Source organism: Persicobacter diffluens (genome assembly GCF_036244895.1).
In the GTDB taxonomy this organism is placed as follows: domain Bacteria; phylum Bacteroidota; class Bacteroidia; order Cytophagales; family Cyclobacteriaceae; genus Persicobacter; species Persicobacter diffluens.
Genome location: NZ_BQKE01000003.1, coordinates 133016 through 153196 on the forward strand (window position 1 = coordinate 133016; position 20181 = coordinate 153196).

A 20181-nucleotide genomic window follows, 5' to 3' on the forward strand; every position below is an offset into this window, starting at 1 on the left:
AATAATATGGAATTAATCTGTTTCAGAAAAGGGAAATGGTTGTTGGAGGGAAAGAAAAAAAGCAAAAGCCATTCGGACGACAACAATAAAAAATTTGTAAGTCAGGCTCCGTCATTTTCTTTGTTGGAGAAAGCGTCTACATGCACGAAAGCAATTTAGCATTTTTGTACAGCTCGAAAGTTAATCCTCCTCCCATTTCATGAAATCCAGTGTTTTATACTCATTATTTAGTAGGTCCTGCTCTTCGACAATTAGCCAGCCTAATCTACCACGTCGAAGCACAATTTTACCCCATACTGCATGATCCCAATATTCATCCAACACATTCTCTCCGGACAATTGAATATTTTCCCCTTCATGACTTACCCAATACTCCCCATGATGATCCACCTCAAGTGGAAGTATAATTTCCTGATACTGACTCGCTCCGGAAAAATTAATCAATAAAAGTATAAACAAAAATGCAACCCCTAAGTAGCAGGCATAGGCCTTGCGATTTAACCCGAATTATTCACCGCTATATTTATTAACAAATCGCAAGTAATTTAATTTCAGTTCATTACAGTTTATTTTCTTTGATTTATAATAGCACAAATTTTGGCAGGCTTGCTTTCTCCTCATTCATATGTTTCGTTGGAAAAAACTCGAAATAGGGAACTATTCCATCATTTTTTCCGCCTTACAGCTAAACGAGGATTTAAGCATGAATCATCCGGGTTAATAAAAGTGTATGTTTCACGCGGTTCAATAGACCATAGATCGCCGCTAAAAAAGGGAAAAAAATTACTCCCACGAAAACCCAGGATGGTAAAAAAATAAGTGGCAACCAAAATGACATCACCCAGCAAAGGCAAAGCGTGATAAAGCCCAAAAAAATATGTAAAAAGAAATGGTAAATAGCTTGAGTAGAGCTCATAGAATAAAAAATATAATGACCAACTTCCATCCAAAGGTTCGTCACGTGAGAGAAAAAATTATAAAAAATACTGCTTCAATATTCCTAAGCCACTATCCGATTTAACCACAACAATGCTTATACTTCTTCCCACTCCCACAAATACATGGGGCATTGCGGCTCAGGTTCGTTTTCTTCAATTCCTGCTCCCTTTCAGCCATATCATGCTCAAAAATCTCCTCCATCATATCGTACAGCTTAGGATGCTTGCGTTGTAAGGCCTTCGGATTTTCAAAGAAATACTCACTGGCTACAGCAAAAAACTCGGCTTGGTTGGTCCCTCCATAAGGGTTGATGTCTGACTTTTCTGCATAAATTTCTTCCATCTTCTGACTGATCATATCCAGCCAGGGCAAAGCATATTGCTTCTCCAAAAGCAAAGCAGGAATCCCATCTACCTTCCCGTCCATTTTATCGACTAAATGTACAAACTCATGGATGGCTGTGTTTTTCTTGTCTTTTTCATTGGAAAACCCATGGTGCAAAGCTTTGCGGGAAAGAATCATTTTCCCTTCCATATATCCGGTACCGACCATGCCCAGAATACTACGGCCATCGCCCTCAGTATTAAAGTTTTCATCAAAATGATCCGGATACACTAACACCTCAAAAAGGTTATCATAGCGCCAGTCATCAAATTTAAAAATCGGAATCACGGCTGAAGCGGAAACCAGCAATTTGTCCGTGATATCTATCTCTACCCCGACACCGGTAATTTTATGGTTGAGTAAAAACTCCTCTACCTTATACTCAAAATGCTCTTTTTCTTCTTCACTCAGGCTATTGTAAAAGGCCACTTTCTCTTGTAAGGGCTTCCGCCATAGTGGTGGAAACCCACCCTTTTCCGGTGATTTCCATTGTTTTCCATAATAATTCAGAAAAAATACGGCGATAAAAACCCCTGCCAGTCCTAAAAAAATAAATAATCCCATGTCCTCAGAATCTCTCTTTTAAAATTAATTTTACAAGATGGGAATTTCTTTGATTTTTGAAGAAATAATGCGAACAAAACTAGTCCCCTTAATTAAATTTTAAGGAAAGGAAATAGCATCGGTACCCTTTTTTGGTAATCCGAATACAGGGGCCTGCTGGCCAGCATTCGCTTTTCCATCATTGGAATAGAAATGAAAATAAAAAGGACAAGCATAGCAACATAACCAGCAACTTCCCACCATTGGAATCCGGGATTCCCCATGGAAAACACCAGTAAACCGAACCATAAACCTATCTCTCCAAAATAGTTTGGGTGTCTGGAAATACTCCAAAGACCGCGCTCCATATTTTCTCCTTTTTTTGCCTTGCTTTTAAACATCTTTAATTGCTCATCCGCTACCCATTCAATCACCGTGGAAACAAAACAAATCCCTGCGGCCAGTCCGTCGACTATGTCCAGAGGAGCATCACTGCCCAGCGTATTCCACAGTGGTATACAGCCCAAAAAAACCAAGAGTGTCGGCATCATATGAATGCCGAAAAAACTTACGCCCCAATACCAAATGCCGGTTTGAGATGATAATTGGCTATACCTCCAGTCTTGCTCAGCCATTCCTTTCCAGCCCCTAGCCCAATTTAACGTTAGTCTTAATCCCCAAAATATCACTACGCCAATCACCAGAACATTCCTGTGAAAATCCCCTCCTATTCCTTGAGAAAGGTAAAGTGCAATCGCAGGAGGAATTACGCTCCAATAAGGATCATAAATACTGGAATTTCGAAATAAAAGGCTCCCGGCGAATACGATTACCGTGGCGATTACATCTGCCCAGAATACATTCCAAATGGAATAGGGATCCGCACAATATTGCAGGAAATAGCCAGCGGCTAAAAAGGCCAAAACATAAATAATAAAAACGATCAGAAGAGATTTGCTTTTAGGCATAGGATTATTATTTAACCCTTAAAATAATCCAATAAAATAGATTATCAAATTATCCCGAATTATTCATGCTAGCAACAGACTTACAGGCCTAAATCCTCGTTCCGTTGCAAGACGGAAAAAATGAGGAACAGGCCCTTACAACAAGCTTTTTCCTACGAAGCAGAGGAAGGAGGAGAAAGCTAGCTTGCCTAAATTTGGGCTATAAAAATCAACAAAGCCGACACTTCCATAAAAATATTAGGAGCTTTAATGCAGTCTGTAAATCTGATGTGGAATAATTAGGCTTAAATCTTTTTTTGGCCAAAGGGCGACCAAAATACAAGGATTAGTACCCCACTTCTTTTTTTGCCAAGAAAATAAATGAGGAAAAAGCAAGCTTAGTCGAGTTTAGCCAATTTTAAGTTCACGAAAAAAATCAAGACCACCCATAAAATAAGTCTATGTGGCAATTTCATTATCCCTTTCAATACATAATTAAGCTTAATCCAATCCCATCTCATGTAATACCTTACTCTTAGAGGACCAATTCAAACGCGTACCTACTGCTAATCGCAAATAGCCCTGTATATAAGTAGGGTCATATCCCTCCATAAGAATATAATTCCCCTCCAGAATCCCTTGTATGCCGGCAAAGAAATGATTGGAATTATAACCAATTCCGATTCTTGCCACCGAAACCAAAGAAGGACGGAAAAAATTTTGATTATCCTGCAGGTCTGAATAGGTATTGAGGAAAATATAATTGGCTCCAATGCCCGCCATAAATGTGCCTCCAATGTAATAATGCTTATCAAAAACAAAGGTATAGCCTCCCCCTGCAGTGCCGCCCAAAGTTACATACTGACTATTATCGAGGTTCAATTCCTCCTTTTCCATAGCCGAATTATCCTTATGCGCCCACAAAGAATGATAATTCAGCAATCCGCCTACCATCCAACTACCTGCACTTTGCCGCTGCCATTGCGTCTGGGTAATCGCCCCCATATAGGAATAGGTTTTCTGATTAAACACATACATGGCATTACCTGAAATAATCAGCGAGTTGAGCTTTGGACTGTCTTCTAAAGGAATCACGCTGCCCAATCCCGATGGATTTACAGGCCGAATTTCTGCATAGTGCCCGTTAAAGTATTGAAAACGAAGCTCCCCACCAATCTTTCTGCCATAAAAACGACCGATAATATCAATCTGAGAACCGGTATCTTTAAGTCCGTCCTGTCCGGAAGGAAGGGTAAGACTGGCATTCACCCCCAGCCAATTATGGTTCATGCCAACCCCCACACTCCAAGGCGCTACCGGACTGTATTTCAATCGGTGCAGGTTGCCATCCTTGTCAACATTAATAATTCGGAACTGATTGTTTTTATAGGTGGAAATCAGTCGCACAGTCCATAAATGGGAATAATCCCTGACATAGGCAGAATCATAACCTCGCCATTTATCATGATCATATATTCCCGTCATTTGCGCTACCCAGCTATCCTCCAGCATTTGTCCAGCCGCCATTTTGGAAAGCAACATTACGGTTAAAAAAAAGAAAGTAGTTTTCGCGCTATAAGTCATCTGTTAGTCATCATACATACCGAAATTCTGAAATCAACCGTTAAAAAGATAGAAAAGTCCAATCAACTGCCTAAATTTCTTTTCGATCTGCTAATTTTCAGTCTTAAACTGTATTATTCAATTAATAATTTGTTTTTCTTTCTATACTTCACTCAAAATCCCCTGATTTCATCAATATTTAATTGACTACTCAAAGGATTTTTAAATTAAATACATCTCTGAATCTTTATACGAATGAATAAGCTCAAAATACTCATAACAGGAGGAAAAGGTTTCATTGCGGCCCGCCTGACCCAATTATTACAGGGGAACAACACAGTACAAAACCCTGACAGAAAAGCCCTTGACATCACCAATCATCGGGCAGTAAAAAATTTTATTCAGGACTTTCAACCTGACCTGATTTTTCACACCGCCGGCATGTCCACCACCGAAGGCTGTGAGGCGAATCAGCAGCTGGCCTATCAGATCAACGTGGAGGCAACAAAATGTATAGCAGAACAGGCCCGTGCTATAGGTGCCAAACTGATTTTCTTCTCCACCGAGCAACTTTTCAATGGCAATCCTGAAAAAGGACCTTACACCGAAGAAAGCATCCCTCAGCCCGATACCTATTATGGTAAAACTAAACTTTGGGCGGAAGAGGCCATCCGGGAAGTTTGTCCTGAGCACTGGATTCTCCGCCTCACCTGGGTATTTGGAATGCCGGAGCGTGAAGGTAAAATCGGCGCAAATATCTTATGGTCCACACTTCAGGCAGCCTATCAAAAAACAGATATAAAGGCGGCCCCAAACGAATACCGTGGCCTTACCGACGTTTATGAACTGCTTCACGCACTCACGCAGATCACCCGTATTCCTTTTGGCACCTATCATTTCGGCTCAGAAAATGACCTCTCCCGTCATGAAGTAGTCCGACAAATCATGCAGACTGTCAACATTCCCCTCGATTTATTAAAAGAAAAAAAGGCGCCCTATCGCGACATCCGCCTGGCCAATGGCAAACTTGCGGAGGCGGGTATTCATTTTGAAAAAAGCGAAGTTGCCCTGCAAAAGGCCATCGAAGCTTACCAACTCTAAGTTTAAGATAAGCCCAATGAATCATGCCTCAATCCTCGCTAATCCGTAAGATAGAAAGATAAAAATTCAGACCCTTTTTTTTCCCACGATGCTGATGAATGAGGAGAAAGCGAAGGCAGCCGAATTCAGGCTAAATAAAGCTGAAACATTTCCCCGGAACCTGAAATCAAACTACTATTGTAGATTACTTGAATTTGGGGAGGATCATTGGGATGAAAGTTATTTACTTCGAAAGATGGTGCTAAAACCGTACAAAATAAAAAAAGGAGCAGATCCATTCCACTCCTCTTTTTTTTATGGGGGCCCGCGCAGCCGCGCGGCGGGCTCTCGGCAGTCGTTCTTTTGGGCGGGCCACTTGATTAAAAACCGACAAGGACCGCCTGCCCAAAAGGAACTCCACATCGGGCGCTGCCCTTGCCTCTATCCCTGCCCCGAAAATCCCTGCTAATAGCCCAAAATTTTCATCATTGCCTTATGACTTTGCTCTTTAGAGAAAAGTCGGGTCGTTAACTCCCCGTTTTCATCCCGGTCAATAATCACATGCTTGGGTTGCGGAATCAAACAGTGCTGTAGTCCACCAAAGCCCCCTATCGTCTCCTGATAGGCGCCTGTATGGAAAAAACCAATATACAACGGCTTCTGCTTATCAAATTTGGGCAGGAAGATCGCATTGGCATGCTGTTCCGAATTATAATAATCATCCGAATCACAAGTCATCCCGCCCAATAGCACCCGCTCATAGGGATCATTCCATCGGTTTATCGGCAACATGATAAAGCGTCGGCTGATCGCCCAAACATCCGGCAGGGTAGTCATGAAAGAGCTATCAATCATATTCCAGAATTCCCGATCGTTCTGCGGTTTTTGATTCAGTATGGAATAAACCATCCCCCCGCTTTCTCCCACAGTGAAGGAACCAAATTCGGTGAAAATATGAGGCTCCGGAATATCTTCCTCTGTACACATGGCCTTGATCTGAGCAATAATTTCTTCCGCCATATATTCATAATCGAAGCCGAAATTCAATGAAGTGGAAATCGGAAATCCACCACCGATATTAAGACAATCCAATTCCGGGCAAATCTTCTTCAAGTCCTTATACACATTCAGACATTTGCGTAATTCGTTCCAGTAATAACCGGTATCCCGAATTCCGGTGTTGATAAAGAAATGCAGCATTCGCATTTTAAAACGCGGATTGTCCTTAATCTTTTCCTGATAAAAAGGAACAATGCTTTTATACCCCAAGCCCAAACGGGAGGTATAAAACTCAAATTTTGGCTCCTCCTCACTCGCAATCCGGATACCCAGATTCAGGGTTTTGTCTTGATCCACCAACTCGGACAATGATTCCAGCTCCTGATAGTTATCCAGAATCGGAAAGGTATTGTAATGCCCATTGTTAATCAGACGAGCAATATTCTCTACATAAGTATCCCGCTTAAATCCATTGCAAATAATAAAATTATCCTGCTTAATCAGCCCTCGCTCAGCAAGATTTTCCACCAGGTTAATGTCAAAAGCAGAAGAGGTCTCCAAATGGATATTATTCTTCAGCGCCTCTTCCACCACGAAGGAAAAATGCGAACTCTTAGTACAATAACAATAATTATAACTGGCCTGATAGTCGACCTTTGCCATGGCTACATTAAACCAAGTTTTGGCCCTGCGGATATTACGGGAGATATTCGGCAAATAAGAAAAACGCAATGGGGTTCCATACTGCTTAATCAAATCCATCAATGGAATATCTTCAAATGCCAATTCACCTTGTTCATTGACATCAAACGCTTCGATTGGAAAATCGAAAGTTTGTTCAATTAAATCAATATACTTGTCCTTCATTAGGGTAGAAGTAAATGAGATGGATGCTACTCATCCAACGCTTTTAAATTTTTAAAACCATATTAATTTAATTCCTCCTGAGGCCAATTGCGATCACAAACACCCGCTAAACAGGCTATGTGGCTACTCCATGGATCCGCATCGGGAAATAGGGAGGCAATCTAATTCATTTTTTGGATTTCACCAGCATAATTTAATAAACTTACTTACCTTTTAGTGGACCTCAAGTAGGTGCATTAGATTTAGATAATAATTGTCCATTAAAATCCTTTCGATCCCTGAATCCAATGCCCTTTCAATGGTAAGGACCGGCAATTCGCAGGGCTACTTCAATAAAGGAACTTTTTCATCAACAGCGTCAAACCTGAGCAAAACAATTGCATGCACCATTGATATAGCTCAAACAAGTCAAATGAATTTGATCGAAAAGATCAAAGTGGCACACAGCCTATTAATAGAGGCTGCCTTCTTTAAAAAGATACAGCAGCAACTATTCAGTCCTGGCACTTATTTAATCCATAATCAATAAAAACAGAGAATTGAGAACAAAATAAGCTCAGCGTGAAAAACAAGATGGCTAACAATCAAGAACTAGGGTATCAGCTCCAAATGAAAAGAGGCCTATTGCAAAGACCACGGGGTTATGGGATAAACAGTTTTTTACGAAAAGCCGTGCATTTTTATCAGGAAGGAATTAATCTTGCAAAAAAATCAAAATCATATGAATCCGGACGGAATATGGAATTATATGGAAGACTTCGGATACGGGAAGTCTTTCGGCACCGTAGAAATCAAATCTGCCAATGGCATTATTTCCGGAATATTTCAACTTAGAGAGGAGAGTGAAGGAGAGGCCCCTTTTGAAGTAGAACTTAAAGCCCGGGGTAAAATTGAAGACAACCACCTAAAACTTCAGGCGACGGACTATAAAATCACAAAAGGAGATCCTGAAATGGATTATCAACTGGATAGCTGGGACGGACAAATCATAAATGACCAACTAATTGTGGGAGAAGCGGAAGATGCACAGGGGGTATTGGGCATTTTTACCTTTAAAAGAGAAAAGGCCTGAAACAGGCCTTTTTAATTTATACTTTTTCTCCAAGCAGCGCCCGGATCACTACTGAAGCGACCATACCACCGACCATTGGCGGCATATAAGAGATCGTCCCAATGACCGATTTCTTATTGGTTTGTCCCTCCACTTCAAATACTCTGGAAGTATCGATATCTTCCGGAGAAAATACAACCTTAAAGCCTTTACGAATGCCCTGCTTATGCAGCCGCTTTCGTAACATGCGGGCTAATTTGCAATTATAAGACTTACTGATATCCGCCACCATAATTTTGGAGGGATCCATTCGGCCACCCGCACCCATAGCAGAAACCAATGGCAATTTACGACTTAGACAGTTGGTGATCAGGTATACTTTCGGTGTCAGCGTATCAATACAATCCATCACATAATCGAACTGATCCGAATCCAACAGCTCCTGAATCTCCGGATCTGTCAGGTATTGATTCACCACACGCAAATTCAAATCCGGATTGATGTCCATCAGGCGTGCGCCTAATTCATCTGCTTTTTGCTTACCGGTATTGCTTTTCAAAGCAACCAATTGCCGGTTACGATTTGATTCATCAATGGTATCGCCATCCACGATGGTCATTTTTCCCACTCCGGCGCGGGCGATGCATTCCGTGGCGAATCCACCTACTCCGCCCAGGCCCACAATCAAAACGTGGCTATTGGCTAATTTATCTAATTTATCGGCACCTAATAAAAGTTCGGCGCGTTCCAACCATGTTCTATCCATGAGGCAAAGCTAAGGAATATCATGTTTTTCAGAAAACGATGGCCCATCAAAATTGCTATAGATGATCGCTTAGGCAAGAAGCTGATTGCTTTGAGTGCATTTGATGTGCATGACACCAATGGACTTCAGTTTGCTGTACAAACCTGACCCAAAGACCTATTGGTCAATCCTTTCAAGTTATTGCAGCTGATATTTCAATAGCTCAATCTTGTCCATGCCTATTTGTTCATCGGTCATTTTCTTCCTTACAAAACTCAAAACAGGGGATTATCCGTTCATTAGCCTAAACCGTAACTCCCTGACAAATAAGCCGAATAATTCTTGCTAAAAATCCTTCTTTAGCTGAAAGGCGGAGAAAATGAAGAAATTCTACCTATTTCAAGTTTTTTCAAGGACACAGAGGAATGAGGAGAAAGCAAGCCTGCCCAAAATTGAGCTATTACAAAATCCGTAAAATCAATACCAACAAAAAGAAGTAGCGGCCATTCGTGCATTACACCAAGCCTGGAGGGGAATAATTCGGATAAACGAGCTGCTAAAAAGAAGGAGCCACATTAGTGGGATTGAATACAAAAGTGGCAAGCTCCTGCATCAGCCTAATAATCGTTCGAAGTTTTCCCAAATTTGGCCTTGAAGGTCGCTCACATTCAATTTAAGGAGCGTAGCGGCGGTTTGATAGAGTTGTTTTATATCAATATTTGCCTCATCGGTTTCCAGGAAAATACGATCTATTGGAGTTTGGGCAAAACATTGCTGCAGGTGGTTGTCTCTTAAAAGTGCTTCACCGAAGGATAAATAAAATCCCCGCTGTAATAATTGATGAGCCAGCGGTAGTTTAGCCCTGAAGCCATGAACAAGCAGGTGCGGAAGCTCCTCAAATTTTGCCAAAACCGCATTCAGCTGCCCCCAACCTTTTACCATATGTAATACCATCGGCTTTTGAAGTTCTAAAGCCAACTGCAATTGCCATTCAAAAGCCTGAGATTGTTCTGTGAAATATTGCGCATATCGTTTATCAAAACCACATTCGCCAATCAACAAAACCTCAGAATCAGAGAATTTGGCCGCATTTTTCAGGAAGGAAACTTTCCAGTCCCCCCGAATATGCATCGGATGATAACCCAGCGAGGCCGGGTAAGCAGGCTTTTCGCTTAAGAAAAAATTTCGAAGACGAAACACCCCTTCTTCCGGAGAAAGGTGGGAATGTATATCAAGGAATTGATGTTTGGGAAATGCTTGCTTCATTTACTAACTCCTTCGGATTCAGAGGTGGCACCGTGGAATGCTTCAGGTAACGACCCCCGTAAAGATAATTATCGAATAAATCCCGATCCGGCCAGTCCTTGACCAATGCCATTCCATAACGCATGGCAGATCGAATCTGGGAGGGCATATAATTTCGTTTATATGTAGAAGTATTCAAAATCATAACCCAAACGGTGCCATCTTTTTCGCGGGAAACCATTGCACTGGTACCGGCCAAAGTGCCCGTTCGCCACCAGCGTCCTTCATTGGCTGCCCGCCAACCCATCACCAAAGACGGATTTTTCGAATCAAGCGGCGTCACCATTTGTTCAACGGTTTCCGGCGCCAGAATGTCAGTTACCACCCCATCCTGAACACCATCGATGCCCGCCACCATCCGAACCAAATCTGAAGCAGAGGCAATCCAGCCACCTGCTCCCTCTAAATACGGAAGCCCGGAAGCCGAAGCGGTGGTGAGCCCTTCCTCATTAACTTTAAAGTTGGAGGCACGTTTTTCACCCTTTGGAAAATCGTAATACGCTACTTCAAACTTATTTCTGTCCTGCTCCAAAGGCTTACCCAATTCCATGTCCTTAATACCCAAAGGTTGCAAAATGCTCCATTTTACAAATTCTTCATAGGGCATATCGGTCACTTCCTGAATCACCCGACTCAGAATCAAATAACCAAAATTACTGTATTCATAGCCTCTTGAAGGCGTATAACGTAATTTTCGTTTCTTTAAAGTATAAGAAATAAGACTATCAGTAGGAAGAGGTAATTCCCAACTCATCTCCTCGGCAATTTTCGGAGCATCGAAAAGTGGATCCCCTAGCTTGGCGGTAAACCCTCCTCGATGATAAATCAGATCTTCTACTTTTATCTTATATGCCCGACTGTCTCTAAACTGATCATAGATCCCGCCTTTTAGATATCCGGTGGGCCCAAACACCGAATGATCCAATTCCAAAATGCCAGCCTCCACCAACCTCATTGCGGCAGTGGCCGTGATCAATTTGGATATGGAGGCCACACGAAATAAATGCGTGGGATTTACTTCCAGTTGCTGATTTTCGTCGGTATGTCCAAAGCCTTTTGCATAAACCAGCTTATTGTTCTTCATCACCGCGACTGAAGCACCCACTACTTCCCATCGTTTTAACCAACGATCAAGATAGGCGTTCATCCGGCTGAAACTTTCTCCTTCAGAAACAAAATTTTCGAGAGCGGGCGTCAGGTACTCTTTATCGTAGTCAATCTTTATTACCCGATGCGCCTGAAAAGGCTTCATCGGAAAGATGAGCAACAATGTTAATGAAGCACAAAAAACCGCCTTGAATAAATTTATTTTTTTTCTCCCTCTAAGCAAATTCACAACAAAAATAATCCGTTCTAAAAAAGAATTTCCCCTAATTGAATACTCTATTTGAAAAAACCGTGCAAAAATTACGCAAGGCCTTAAACAATTCAAAATTTGTTACGCATTTTGGCATTCTAATCCTTGAATTTCAGCCTATTTTGAGAAACCCCCATTAAATTAGAGAGTCTGTACAGCACTCTAGCCCCTACATTGGCATCCCATTCGTCATCACTTTCTCCAACTTCACAAAGATCAAAACCGATGATTGTTTTCCCCGCTTTTACGACCAACTCGATTAAATACATCGCTTGATCAAATTCCATTCCCCCCGGAACAGGCGTTCCGGTATTCGGACAGTATTTAGGGTCAAGACCATCAATATCAAAACTAATATAAACCTGATCAGGCAATGCCTGCACAATTTCTATGGCTTTTTCATGCCAAGTAATGCCTTTAAATGCTGCCTCCTTTAAATTGCGGTCCGTAAACATCTGAACCCGGCCATCGCTATGCTCGGCCAAAACAGCCTCATCTTCACAATAATCACGAATTCCTACCTGCACCAATTTTTCCACCTGCTCTACTTTCAGCGCATTAAACATGATGGAAGCGTGAGAAAATTCAAAGGCTTCATAGGCATCTCGTAAGTCGGCATGGGCATCGATTTGCAGAATACCAAAATTACCCCGAAGCTCCGCAAGAGCCTGGATTAAGCCCAAAGGAGTGGAATGATCTCCTCCAAGAACACCTACCAGCTTATCTTGCGCCATTAAGTTGAGGGATTGTTGTTTTAACCAGTCGTTTACGCGCTCCCCTGCGTTCTGTACCTTGTCAAGCAAGGGAATGAAAGCAGCAGATCCCGCAGAAACCTCTCCAGATTCCATGGCTTCGATATAGGCCTCGACTTCCGGACGTAACTGTTCCCCCTCCAGCCGGAAAGATGAGGGAAACTCCCCTAAAGTAACGCCCATTTTCCACGCATCAGGAATATCCTCCTGATAGAAATCCAACTGAGGACTAGCTTGTAATATTGCTGAGGGCCCTTTTCGAGTTCCTGCACCATAAGAAACCGTCACATCCCATTCCATAGGGATCACAACTAAATCCGCCGTTTCCTGATCAAACGGCATTCCGAATAAAGTGCCCTGCACCCCAACTCCGTTAGGGTTAAATCCGGCAATCTGCAGTTGTTTTTTATCTTTAATCATGATCAGAGGGCACAAAACCCCTATCTATTATTTTCATTTCGTGAATTTCTCCCTCGAAAGCCTTAACTAAACGCTCAACACTCCCTTCTAAATCCACAGAATCGCCACAGGAGTAAAAATCAAAGGAGGCAAAACCTTCTTCAGGCCAGGTGTGGATAGAAAGGTGACTTTCCTGAATTACTATAACTCCTGAAACGCCTACAGGTTTAAATTGATGAATAAAAGATGATACAATTGTGGCGCCGGATTCTTCCGCCACTTGTTTTAAAATTAATTCTACTTCAGCCGCATCGTTCAATAATGGTTTCGTACAATTCGACAGGTCTAGCAAGAGATGTTTACCCTTGGGAGGAAAAAATGAATTCATGAATACTTAAATCTAAGCTGCAAAGATGAAAAAAAATCCATGAAATCCCCATCCCTACTTTAGGAACCCGTATTTAATAAAAAATATTTTTTCAGGTAGGCAAAACAATGTTGACTGAAAATAAGACTCACCTTACTGAAATTCGTAATTAACATAAAAATTTCTCATTCAAAAAATTATCACTTTAAATACCCTATCATGATTAATAAAATTACTGCCCTCTTCTTTTTCTTCTTTGCAGCAACCTCCATCGTTCAGGCACAAAATATGAACGATTATATTGAAATGGTTCGTGCAGATGTACAGGCAGAAAGGAAAGCCATCATGATGGCCAACACTAATTTAAGCCCGGAAGAGTCTGAAGTTTTTTGGCCGATTTATGATGAATACCACGCCAAAAGAAAGCAAGCCTATTCCGGCAGATTGGAGCACTTAATGGAATACATTAAAACAGAGGGAAACATATCAGATGAAGAGGCACTTGAGCTCATTGGAAATTTGGAGGCCAAGAAAAAACAAATCGCAAAATTAGATAAAGCGTACCATAAATCTTTACAAAAAAGCCTTTCCGGAGCGCGAGCCCTTCAAATAATTCAATTAGAAAGCTATTTAGACATGATCCTTCAGGCGCAGGTGATGGCCAATCTCCCAGTAGCACAGCCTTAAAGAAATATAGAAATAAAAGAAAGCGCATTTGAGCGCTTTTTTTTACCTTCAAAGAAAAAAACGATGGCGATTCCGGTAAACATAAATCAACTGCAGGAAGGAAAGGATTATTATAAGGATGAACGCGGAAGGACCGTCTTTACCAAAGAGTTCCACCTTAAAAGAGGGCATTGTTGCAAACCCGGCAGAATGCATAAGTGTCCGGAATGTCCCTACAAATAGCGGTGGGCAGATACAGCTTTCTATTACGATCAAAAAACATACCCCTTTAATTTATTCTCTTTTCCTTTTTTGGGTGATTTTTTTTTATTCTCTTTGAAAAAACCATATTCATTACGAATGAGAAACTTACGACTACTTTTAAGCCTGTTGGCACTCCTATTTATTGGTGGAAAATCTTTTGCTCAGGAAAGCGAACAAAAACTAAAATTGGGGTTAAAAATTTCCCCGGTATTTTCTTTCAATCGACTGGATGATAATTCTTCAAATTTTGATATTAGCCCTGGTGGTACGAGTACCAAGCTTGCCTTTGGTCTGGTAGCAGATAAACCATTCGGCGATAATTATTATTTCAGCACTGGAATAATCTACCTTCCGAAAGGAGCAAAAATAGAAGCCAGACCTGAAGATGGGGGAGGAAAGTTTAAGGAAACTTATAAAACTCATTATCTGCAGGTTCCATTAACGGTAAAACTACTTACCAACCCCATCACGGATGAATTACGTGCCTATGCGCAACTTGGAGGAACGGTTGATTTCCTCATTAACCAGGAAACTGGTGGTAACCAAATTATTGATAAATTCTTCTTTATGGATGTAGCTTTGGTCCTTGGCGGTGGGATAACTTATGATCTTTCCTTTGGCAATACAATTGGACTAGGATTGGTGTATCAAAGAGGCTTAATCAATGCGGCCAGTAAAGGAGAGGATATTCGATTGAAAAAAGACCTACTCATGATTGATCTTGCCTTTTATTTCTAAGGCAATTCCCTTAACATTGGGAATGGCTTTGGAGGAAAAAGTATTTGCGGTGGTAGACCTTGAAACTACTGGTTTTAAGGCAGATCAGGATAGCATTTTTGAAATAGGCATCATTTATTTCAAAAATGGTGAAATCATAGAAGAGTACCATCAACTTATTCATCCGGAAAAAACCATTCCCAATGCCATTATTCAACTGACCAAAATCAAGCCTTCCGCCCTACAGGAAGCCCCTAGTTTTGAAACCATTGCGAAGTCGCTTCATTCAAAATTAAAGGATTGTATCATTGTTGCGCATCAAATCAGCTTTGATTTTAGCTTTTTGAAAAATGCCTTTGAAAAACAGGGTTTAGCCTTTCACCCCAAAAAATTATGCACCCTCAAATTGGCTAAACATCTGTTTCCAGAACTTCCAAATCATAAATTAAACACGATCAATGAATTCCTGCAATTGGGATTTAAAGACCTGCACCAGGCACACCCGGATGCCCTTATTGCTTTGGAAATCCTGAAACTAGGCATTCAGCGGGATCCGGAATATTTATTAGAGGCAATCCGCTTTGACCGTCAACAGTTATTCCCTCCCAAGATTGAAAAAAAACTTTTATTTGAGCTACCCACGGATGCAGGAGTCTACTTTTTCCATGATGATCGGGGCAAAATCTTATATATCGGCAAGGCCAAAAACATTCAAAAAAGAGTGCTCAATCATTTTGATCAGGGTTCAGACAGTCAACAGAAGCAATCCATGATACAGCAAATTGCTGATATAAAAGTGGAAGAAACCCATGGGGAATTATTAGCGCTATTAAAGGAAAATCAATATATCAAAAAAAATTGGCCGCCCTATAATGCCGCTCAAAAACAAGGAGCCAAACGATTCGATCTCATTGGTATAGAAAACCGGGGAGGAGAATTAAACCTTGAATTAGTAAAAAAAGCTCCTATTTCACTCCCTTAATCAGCTTCGAAAATGAAGGAGAAGGAAGGCAGTTTATGCGAAAATTAGTCGTAGAGCAGCATATTTGCGGTAGGCAAGCCGGACTTTTTAAGAAAAATGCACAATGCAAAAGCAGAGGTGATAGCTGTTGTAGTGCTCCCTGCAACGGCCAGAGATTTGCAACTACGGTACTAAAAAAAATACTCCGTCAGATGCTCCATCAACTGCCCAAGCTTCTGATCTGGGAAGGAGGACCGGACAAATATAACCTCATCGTTGTCAATCAGGGGAAATACGAAGGGTATGGTACCTTCGACAGCATTGACGAAATAAATTTTGAATCAGCCCGAAAATTGATTCTACCTCAAATCATGCTCAAAGAAGATCTTAGTATTATTCAAAGATTTGAGAAAAAAGCTAAAATTATTGAAAAAGAAGATCATCAGGTCTGGCTTATCCCACCACTCTGACCTGCTTCCCCCTGGCGTCTTCAATAATTTCATGGTAGTAATCAATATATAGTTGCGCTATTTTCTTTCTGTCGAAACTTTCGCTGATTCGCGCCTTGCCTCCCTTTACCAGACGGGCATAAAGCGCACCATCAGTAAGTACATTTTGTAAGGCTTTTGCCATCTCCTCCACGCGCTCTACATCCACTAAATAACCGGCAGACCCATTCCCCAACACCCAGGGAACTGCGCCAGCAGCCTTTCCTGCCACTACAGGAATACCTGTGGCCATTCCTTCCAAAAGGGTATTTCCAAAAGATTCTTCCAGGGCAGGATGAAAAAGCAAATCATATTTCCCCATATCTCTTACCAATTCATCATAAGCCACATGCCCATGAAACACCACATTTTCTGTCAAACCATTGGCAAGCGCCCATTGATGGCCTTCACTTCCCTTATAAAAACCCATACCGTAAATGTGATATTCCATCGGTCTTTTTAATTGCTTCCGAAGTAAATCAAAAGCCTGCAAAGCGCGCTTTGGGTTCTTTCTTTTTTGAAAACCTGTTAAAATACTAAGGATCCGAATCGTACCGTTTTCCGGAAACGCTTTTTCTTGGTCATGAATCATATCCGGATTCACCGGATTCGGAATAATGCGAATTCCATTTTGAAACCGTGCCAATTGCCGCTGAAGATAAATCGAATTAACCGAAAAATGTTTCCCTTCTGCTTTTACCCTACGATCCAAAGCGAATTTTCCCAATCGGTAAATGTCTTTGAAATATTTTAAAATTTCCCAGGCATCATCCCGAAAAGTAATCAGATGTGGTTGACCACTTTTTATAACACCCAGGGCATATTCATAACTCCAATGCGCATGATAAATATCCGCCTCGTATTCTAAACAAAGAGATTTAATTTGATTGATTTCATACTTCCAGCCATCCCATAATTTATAGCGAGCACGGTTACGTTCCTGGTCTAAAACCAATGTGATTCTTTCTCCCTTGAAAACAAACCTACCGGTAGACCGATAATCTAAAGTAAAAATGATGATTTCGTGGCCCAGAGCGTGCATGCCTTTCACAATATTGGTGATAGCAGTCGCCGGAGCACCTAAAGCACGAATTTCCTCCGGAATTTCCTGATCAAAAAATTCTTTTAAGGAATCTATATTTATCCAAGAAGCAATGGCAATTTTCATACACAATATAATAGGTCAAAAATGGTGGATTCTAAATGCTGATATAGAAACATAATACAAGAGAACTAGTTCATTAATTAGTGATTTCTTTATAAAAATATCTCCAAACCTTACAATCAACCTGCATGCTTCAAAATTTACGCCATAAAACCATTAATGGTTTAAAATGGAGCTATTTAGCCACCCTTGTCAGTGCCCTGATACAGCTTGCTTATACTATTGTCATAAACCGTCTTCTCACGCCAACAGAATTTGGAATGATTGCAATGGCCAATGTGGTGTTGAGATTTGGAAGTTATTTTTCGCAAATGGGCCTGGGGGCTGCATTGGTGCAGAAAAAAGAATTAAAACAAACCGACATAAGAGCGACTTTCACCCTTGCCCTGCTATTCTCCATTATCATTTACGTAGGAATTTATGTACTTGCTCCCTTTTTAATAAAAATTTTCGATCAACCTAAACCCGAACTCATTCCGATAATCCGGCTGTTGGGGATCACCTTTATCATAAATGGTGTGACCGCCATTTCACAAAACATCCTCAGAAGAAATATGGCGATAAAAGCCTTGGCCATGACAGAGGTGGTTACTTACTTTTTAGGCTATGTTTGTGTAGGAATTGGTCTGGCCTGGTACGGCTTTGGTGTTTGGAGTATCGTTTTTGCCGGTATTACGCAAAGCGCTATTAATCTGATTGCCCTATATCGAATGGTAAGGCATAGCATAGTTCCCATCATTGGTTTTCAATTTTACAAACCTATATTAAATTATGGGTCCAAATTATCGATGATCAGTTTTTTAGAATTTATCAAAACTAATTTGGACACTATGCTCATTGGAAAAACTTTAGGTTTTTATCAATTAGGATTGTACAACCGCGTGATGTTTTCTTTAAGACTTCCCTTAGTGCAAATCAACGCGAGCCTTACCCGCGTAATTTTCCCCGCCCTAAGTGCCATTCAAAATGACCTGAAAAAGCTTTCTGAAGTCTACCTGAAAAGCACCTTACTACTTTCCTGTATAATCTTAACCTTTACAGGTTTTTGCCTCGGTTCGGCTCGTGAAATTATCCAGGTCCTGTTAGGACAACAATATCTGGAGGCCATACACGTATTTCAGGTTTTAGCATTTGGAGTCGGCTTTCAGTTTATTGGCTCCCTGGCCGGTGTAGTTTGTGATGCCACTGCCTATTTGAAACCTAAAACTGTATTTACCCTCATACATTTAATTACAGTAATCATTCTTATTTGGTCACTAAAAACCTGGGGGTTAATTGGAATTGCCTGGGCTATGGCGATCAATAATATTATTAAAACCATTGGCTTTTCAATCCTAATGAAGCGCCTGCTCAAGATTCCGTTTAGAACGCAGGTGAAAAATTTAATGCCCGCCTTATTCAATTTCACCATTATTGCCTCAGGGGTTAGTATATCATCTTATCTTTTTAATCAACTTGGCTGGCATTTCCTTTTGATTCTTATCCTCAACATTTGTGTTTTCTTGATTCTAGGCGTTTCGATAATCCGTCAAAAATATAATGAACCTGTGAGAAATTTCATTTCAGAAAAAATACTTAGCCAGCACTTAATCAATAAAATACAAGGATCTCCAGTGATGAATATTTTAAATTTTCTCAAATTCAGAGTAGCCAAATAGCGTAATCCCTCTCCCTAAGTAAATTTTTTCACAAAAAAAGCCTGAAAATAAGCATTACTTTCAGGACAATATACTTCAATGGAATCATAATTAATCCCATAACTCAATAATAATCTCTCCGAAATTCATAGCCAATATCCGAAAATTCTTCTCATATAACCTTCCGCCATATACCTCGGCAAATGCTTCCCCGGACAATGACGTAGGGTAAATCTGGTGAAATTCCTTAAATTACCACCTCCCCGAATTCCAAAAAGATGATCCCAATAGGCATTAAACGATTTTTTCTTTCTGTTAGCCTGGTCCCCGGATGCTTCAGGATAGGTTAACAAAGGGGCATCATAATTACAATAAATCTTATAACCTGAGGCAAAAGCTCGGTAGGTAAATTCATAATCGGCCAAATAATGTGGAAGTTTCACCTCATCAAATAAACCTATGGCCTCAAAACAGGAAGAGGGAATAATTAATCCCCGTCCAGGGAAATGCGTCACTTCATGTAAACCCTTCCTCTCCTGCTGCTCCAACTCCTCTTCCAGTTTGGTGGTGTGATAACCTTTCCAATTTATCCGCTCGCCTCCATAGTGAATCATACCACTTTCTTTTTCAATATTAATGGCCCCTACAAGCGCATTAGGAAATTGATCTGAAGCTTCTAACATTTTTTCAATCCATTCTTTGGGAGGAAGCGTATCATTATTGAGAGTCATTACACGCTCGGCACCCAAAGACAGCGCTTTTTTTATACCCATATTAGTAGCTGCGGTCCACCACAAATCCCCATTCCCTCTAAGCACTAAAACTTCAGGGAATTGTTTAGCTATCATCTCTCCTGTACCGTCAGTTGATCCATCGTCTACGACAATTACTTTAAAATTTTTATTGGTTTGATTTTCTAAAGCTTCCAAACACGCCTTAGTGAAATGTTTTCTATTAAAAACAGGGATAATAATATAGAGCATAG

The 20181-nt window shown here is 40.9% G+C and carries 21 protein-coding genes; 9 read left to right on the plus strand and 12 right to left on the minus strand.

From position 1 onward, the window contains the following. Positions 1 to 180 precede the first annotated feature (180 nt). From AAA970_RS19995 to AAA970_RS20010, 4 genes are all read right to left on the minus strand, one after another. A complete protein-coding gene (locus AAA970_RS19995) occupies positions 181 to 444 on the minus strand; it encodes a hypothetical protein (protein ID WP_338238666.1) in 264 nt (87 codons plus the stop codon). Positions 445 to 1017: 573 nt separating this feature from the next. Further along, a complete protein-coding gene (locus AAA970_RS20000; protein ID WP_338238667.1) occupies positions 1018 to 1887 on the minus strand; it encodes a M90 family metallopeptidase in 870 nt (289 codons plus the stop codon). Between the two features lie 92 nt (positions 1888 to 1979). Continuing rightward, complete coding sequence (locus AAA970_RS20005; protein ID WP_338238669.1) at positions 1980 to 2834, minus strand: DUF1295 domain-containing protein; 855 nt, start codon at positions 2832 to 2834, stop codon at positions 1980 to 1982. A gap of 480 nt (positions 2835 to 3314) precedes the next feature. Beyond that, entirely contained in the window at positions 3315 to 4355 is a 1041-nt protein-coding gene (locus AAA970_RS20010; RefSeq protein ID WP_338238670.1) for a DUF4421 family protein, read from the minus strand. A 276-nt stretch (positions 4356 to 4631) separates the two neighbouring features. Between AAA970_RS20010 and AAA970_RS20015 the strand changes: the two genes are divergently transcribed. After that, positions 4632 to 5477, plus strand: a complete 846-nt coding sequence (locus tag AAA970_RS20015) for an SDR family oxidoreductase (protein ID WP_338238671.1) — start codon at positions 4632 to 4634, stop codon at positions 5475 to 5477. 444 nt (positions 5478 to 5921) lie between these two features. Here AAA970_RS20015 and AAA970_RS20020 read toward each other — a convergent pair whose 3' ends face one another. Then, positions 5922 to 7322 carry a type III PLP-dependent enzyme domain-containing protein gene (locus AAA970_RS20020; RefSeq protein WP_338238672.1) on the minus strand — a complete coding sequence of 467 codons (1401 nt, stop codon included), beginning with the start codon at positions 7320 to 7322 and terminating at the stop codon, positions 5922 to 5924. 721 nt (positions 7323 to 8043) lie between these two features. Here AAA970_RS20020 and AAA970_RS20025 point away from each other — a divergent pair. Beyond that, entirely contained in the window at positions 8044 to 8394 is a 351-nt protein-coding gene (locus AAA970_RS20025; RefSeq protein ID WP_338238673.1) for a hypothetical protein, read from the plus strand. A 16-nt stretch (positions 8395 to 8410) separates the two neighbouring features. On the opposite strand, the gene AAA970_RS20030 is transcribed toward AAA970_RS20025, so the two are convergent. After that, a complete protein-coding gene (locus AAA970_RS20030; RefSeq protein ID WP_338238674.1) occupies positions 8411 to 9139 on the minus strand; it encodes a tRNA threonylcarbamoyladenosine dehydratase in 729 nt (242 codons plus the stop codon). 21 nt (positions 9140 to 9160) lie between these two features. Here AAA970_RS20030 and AAA970_RS20035 point away from each other — a divergent pair, with 21 nt between their 5' ends. After that, a complete protein-coding gene (locus tag AAA970_RS20035) occupies positions 9161 to 9286 on the plus strand; it encodes a hypothetical protein (RefSeq protein WP_338238675.1) in 126 nt (41 codons plus the stop codon). Between the two features lie 444 nt (positions 9287 to 9730). Here AAA970_RS20035 and AAA970_RS20040 read toward each other — a convergent pair whose 3' ends face one another. The 4 genes from AAA970_RS20040 to speD all read right to left on the minus strand — a co-directional run bounded on the left by AAA970_RS20040 (position 9731) and on the right by speD (position 13319). Then, on the minus strand, positions 9731 to 10384 hold the full coding sequence (locus AAA970_RS20040) for a TatD family hydrolase (RefSeq protein WP_338238676.1): 654 nt from the start codon (positions 10382 to 10384) through the stop codon (positions 9731 to 9733). Continuing rightward, on the minus strand, positions 10350 to 11675 hold the full coding sequence (locus AAA970_RS20045) for a serine hydrolase domain-containing protein (protein ID WP_338238677.1): 1326 nt from the start codon (positions 11673 to 11675) through the stop codon (positions 10350 to 10352). The genes AAA970_RS20040 and AAA970_RS20045 overlap by 35 nt, the downstream gene beginning before the upstream one ends. Positions 11676 to 11878: 203 nt before the next feature. Then, entirely contained in the window at positions 11879 to 12952 is a 1074-nt protein-coding gene (locus AAA970_RS20050) for an agmatinase family protein (RefSeq protein WP_338238678.1), read from the minus strand. Further along, positions 12945 to 13319 carry an adenosylmethionine decarboxylase gene (gene speD, locus AAA970_RS20055; RefSeq protein ID WP_060689364.1) on the minus strand — a complete coding sequence of 125 codons (375 nt, stop codon included), beginning with the start codon at positions 13317 to 13319 and terminating at the stop codon, positions 12945 to 12947. Before speD ends, AAA970_RS20050 begins: the two co-directional genes overlap by 8 nt. A 198-nt stretch (positions 13320 to 13517) precedes the next feature. Between speD and AAA970_RS20060 the strand changes: the two genes are divergently transcribed. From AAA970_RS20060 to AAA970_RS20080, 5 genes are all read left to right on the plus strand, one after another. Beyond that, positions 13518 to 13985, plus strand: a complete 468-nt coding sequence (locus tag AAA970_RS20060) for a hypothetical protein (RefSeq protein WP_060689365.1) — start codon at positions 13518 to 13520, stop codon at positions 13983 to 13985. A gap of 63 nt (positions 13986 to 14048) precedes the next feature. Beyond that, a complete protein-coding gene (locus AAA970_RS20065) occupies positions 14049 to 14207 on the plus strand; it encodes a DUF5522 domain-containing protein (protein ID WP_338238679.1) in 159 nt (52 codons plus the stop codon). 117 nt (positions 14208 to 14324) lie between these two features. Beyond that, positions 14325 to 14966, plus strand: a complete 642-nt coding sequence (locus AAA970_RS20070) for a porin family protein (protein WP_338238680.1) — start codon at positions 14325 to 14327, stop codon at positions 14964 to 14966. 22 nt (positions 14967 to 14988) lie between these two features. Then, a complete protein-coding gene (locus tag AAA970_RS20075) occupies positions 14989 to 15927 on the plus strand; it encodes an exonuclease domain-containing protein (RefSeq protein ID WP_338238681.1) in 939 nt (312 codons plus the stop codon). A gap of 35 nt (positions 15928 to 15962) precedes the next feature. After that, positions 15963 to 16376, plus strand: a complete 414-nt coding sequence (locus AAA970_RS20080) for a hypothetical protein (RefSeq protein WP_338238682.1) — start codon at positions 15963 to 15965, stop codon at positions 16374 to 16376. Here the strand turns inward: AAA970_RS20080 and AAA970_RS20085 are convergent. Next, on the minus strand, positions 16360 to 17562 hold the full coding sequence (locus tag AAA970_RS20085; protein ID WP_338238683.1) for a glycosyltransferase family 4 protein: 1203 nt from the start codon (positions 17560 to 17562) through the stop codon (positions 16360 to 16362). The genes AAA970_RS20080 and AAA970_RS20085 overlap by 17 nt on opposite strands. A gap of 125 nt (positions 17563 to 17687) precedes the next feature. Here AAA970_RS20085 and AAA970_RS20090 point away from each other — a divergent pair, with 125 nt between their 5' ends. Beyond that, entirely contained in the window at positions 17688 to 19217 is a 1530-nt protein-coding gene (locus AAA970_RS20090; RefSeq protein ID WP_338238684.1) for a lipopolysaccharide biosynthesis protein, read from the plus strand. A gap of 125 nt (positions 19218 to 19342) precedes the next feature. Here AAA970_RS20090 and AAA970_RS20095 read toward each other — a convergent pair whose 3' ends face one another. Beyond that, the gene (locus tag AAA970_RS20095; protein ID WP_338238685.1) at positions 19343 to 20179 is read right to left on the minus strand and encodes a glycosyltransferase family 2 protein; all 837 of its coding nucleotides are present in this window, start codon (positions 20177 to 20179) and stop codon (positions 19343 to 19345) included. Positions 20180 to 20181 lie beyond the last annotated feature (2 nt).

What these genes read in the sequence shown, in the direction of transcription:
- AAA970_RS20000 (WP_338238667.1), bottom strand. Translation starts at nt 1,887, where the DNA reads ATGGGATTATTTATTTTTTTAGGACTGGCAGGGGTTTTTATCGCCGTA.
- AAA970_RS20005 (WP_338238669.1), bottom strand. Translation starts at nt 2,834, where the DNA reads ATGCCTAAAAGCAAATCTCTTCTGATCGTTTTTATTATTTATGTTTTG.
- AAA970_RS20010 (WP_338238670.1), bottom strand. Translation starts at nt 4,355, where the DNA reads ATGTTGCTTTCCAAAATGGCGGCTGGACAAATGCTGGAGGATAGCTGG.
- AAA970_RS20015 (WP_338238671.1), top strand. Translation starts at nt 4,632, where the DNA reads ATGAATAAGCTCAAAATACTCATAACAGGAGGAAAAGGTTTCATTGCG.
- AAA970_RS20020 (WP_338238672.1), bottom strand. Translation starts at nt 7,322, where the DNA reads ATGAAGGACAAGTATATTGATTTAATTGAACAAACTTTCGATTTTCCA.
- AAA970_RS20025 (WP_338238673.1), top strand. Translation starts at nt 8,044, where the DNA reads ATGAATCCGGACGGAATATGGAATTATATGGAAGACTTCGGATACGGG.
- AAA970_RS20030 (WP_338238674.1), bottom strand. Translation starts at nt 9,139, where the DNA reads ATGGATAGAACATGGTTGGAACGCGCCGAACTTTTATTAGGTGCCGAT.
- AAA970_RS20035 (WP_338238675.1), top strand. Translation starts at nt 9,161, where the DNA reads ATGTTTTTCAGAAAACGATGGCCCATCAAAATTGCTATAGATGATCGC.
- AAA970_RS20040 (WP_338238676.1), bottom strand. Translation starts at nt 10,384, where the DNA reads ATGAAGCAAGCATTTCCCAAACATCAATTCCTTGATATACATTCCCAC.
- AAA970_RS20045 (WP_338238677.1), bottom strand. Translation starts at nt 11,675, where the DNA reads ATGAAGCCTTTTCAGGCGCATCGGGTAATAAAGATTGACTACGATAAA.
- AAA970_RS20050 (WP_338238678.1), bottom strand. Translation starts at nt 12,952, where the DNA reads ATGATTAAAGATAAAAAACAACTGCAGATTGCCGGATTTAACCCTAAC.
- speD (WP_060689364.1), bottom strand. Translation starts at nt 13,319, where the DNA reads ATGAATTCATTTTTTCCTCCCAAGGGTAAACATCTCTTGCTAGACCTG.
- AAA970_RS20060 (WP_060689365.1), top strand. Translation starts at nt 13,518, where the DNA reads ATGATTAATAAAATTACTGCCCTCTTCTTTTTCTTCTTTGCAGCAACC.
- AAA970_RS20065 (WP_338238679.1), top strand. Translation starts at nt 14,049, where the DNA reads ATGGCGATTCCGGTAAACATAAATCAACTGCAGGAAGGAAAGGATTAT.
- AAA970_RS20070 (WP_338238680.1), top strand. Translation starts at nt 14,325, where the DNA reads ATGAGAAACTTACGACTACTTTTAAGCCTGTTGGCACTCCTATTTATT.
- AAA970_RS20075 (WP_338238681.1), top strand. Translation starts at nt 14,989, where the DNA reads ATGGCTTTGGAGGAAAAAGTATTTGCGGTGGTAGACCTTGAAACTACT.
- AAA970_RS20080 (WP_338238682.1), top strand. Translation starts at nt 15,963, where the DNA reads ATGCGAAAATTAGTCGTAGAGCAGCATATTTGCGGTAGGCAAGCCGGA.
- AAA970_RS20085 (WP_338238683.1), bottom strand. Translation starts at nt 17,562, where the DNA reads ATGAAAATTGCCATTGCTTCTTGGATAAATATAGATTCCTTAAAAGAA.
- AAA970_RS20090 (WP_338238684.1), top strand. Translation starts at nt 17,688, where the DNA reads ATGCTTCAAAATTTACGCCATAAAACCATTAATGGTTTAAAATGGAGC.
- AAA970_RS20095 (WP_338238685.1), bottom strand. Translation starts at nt 20,179, where the DNA reads ATGCTCTATATTATTATCCCTGTTTTTAATAGAAAACATTTCACTAAG.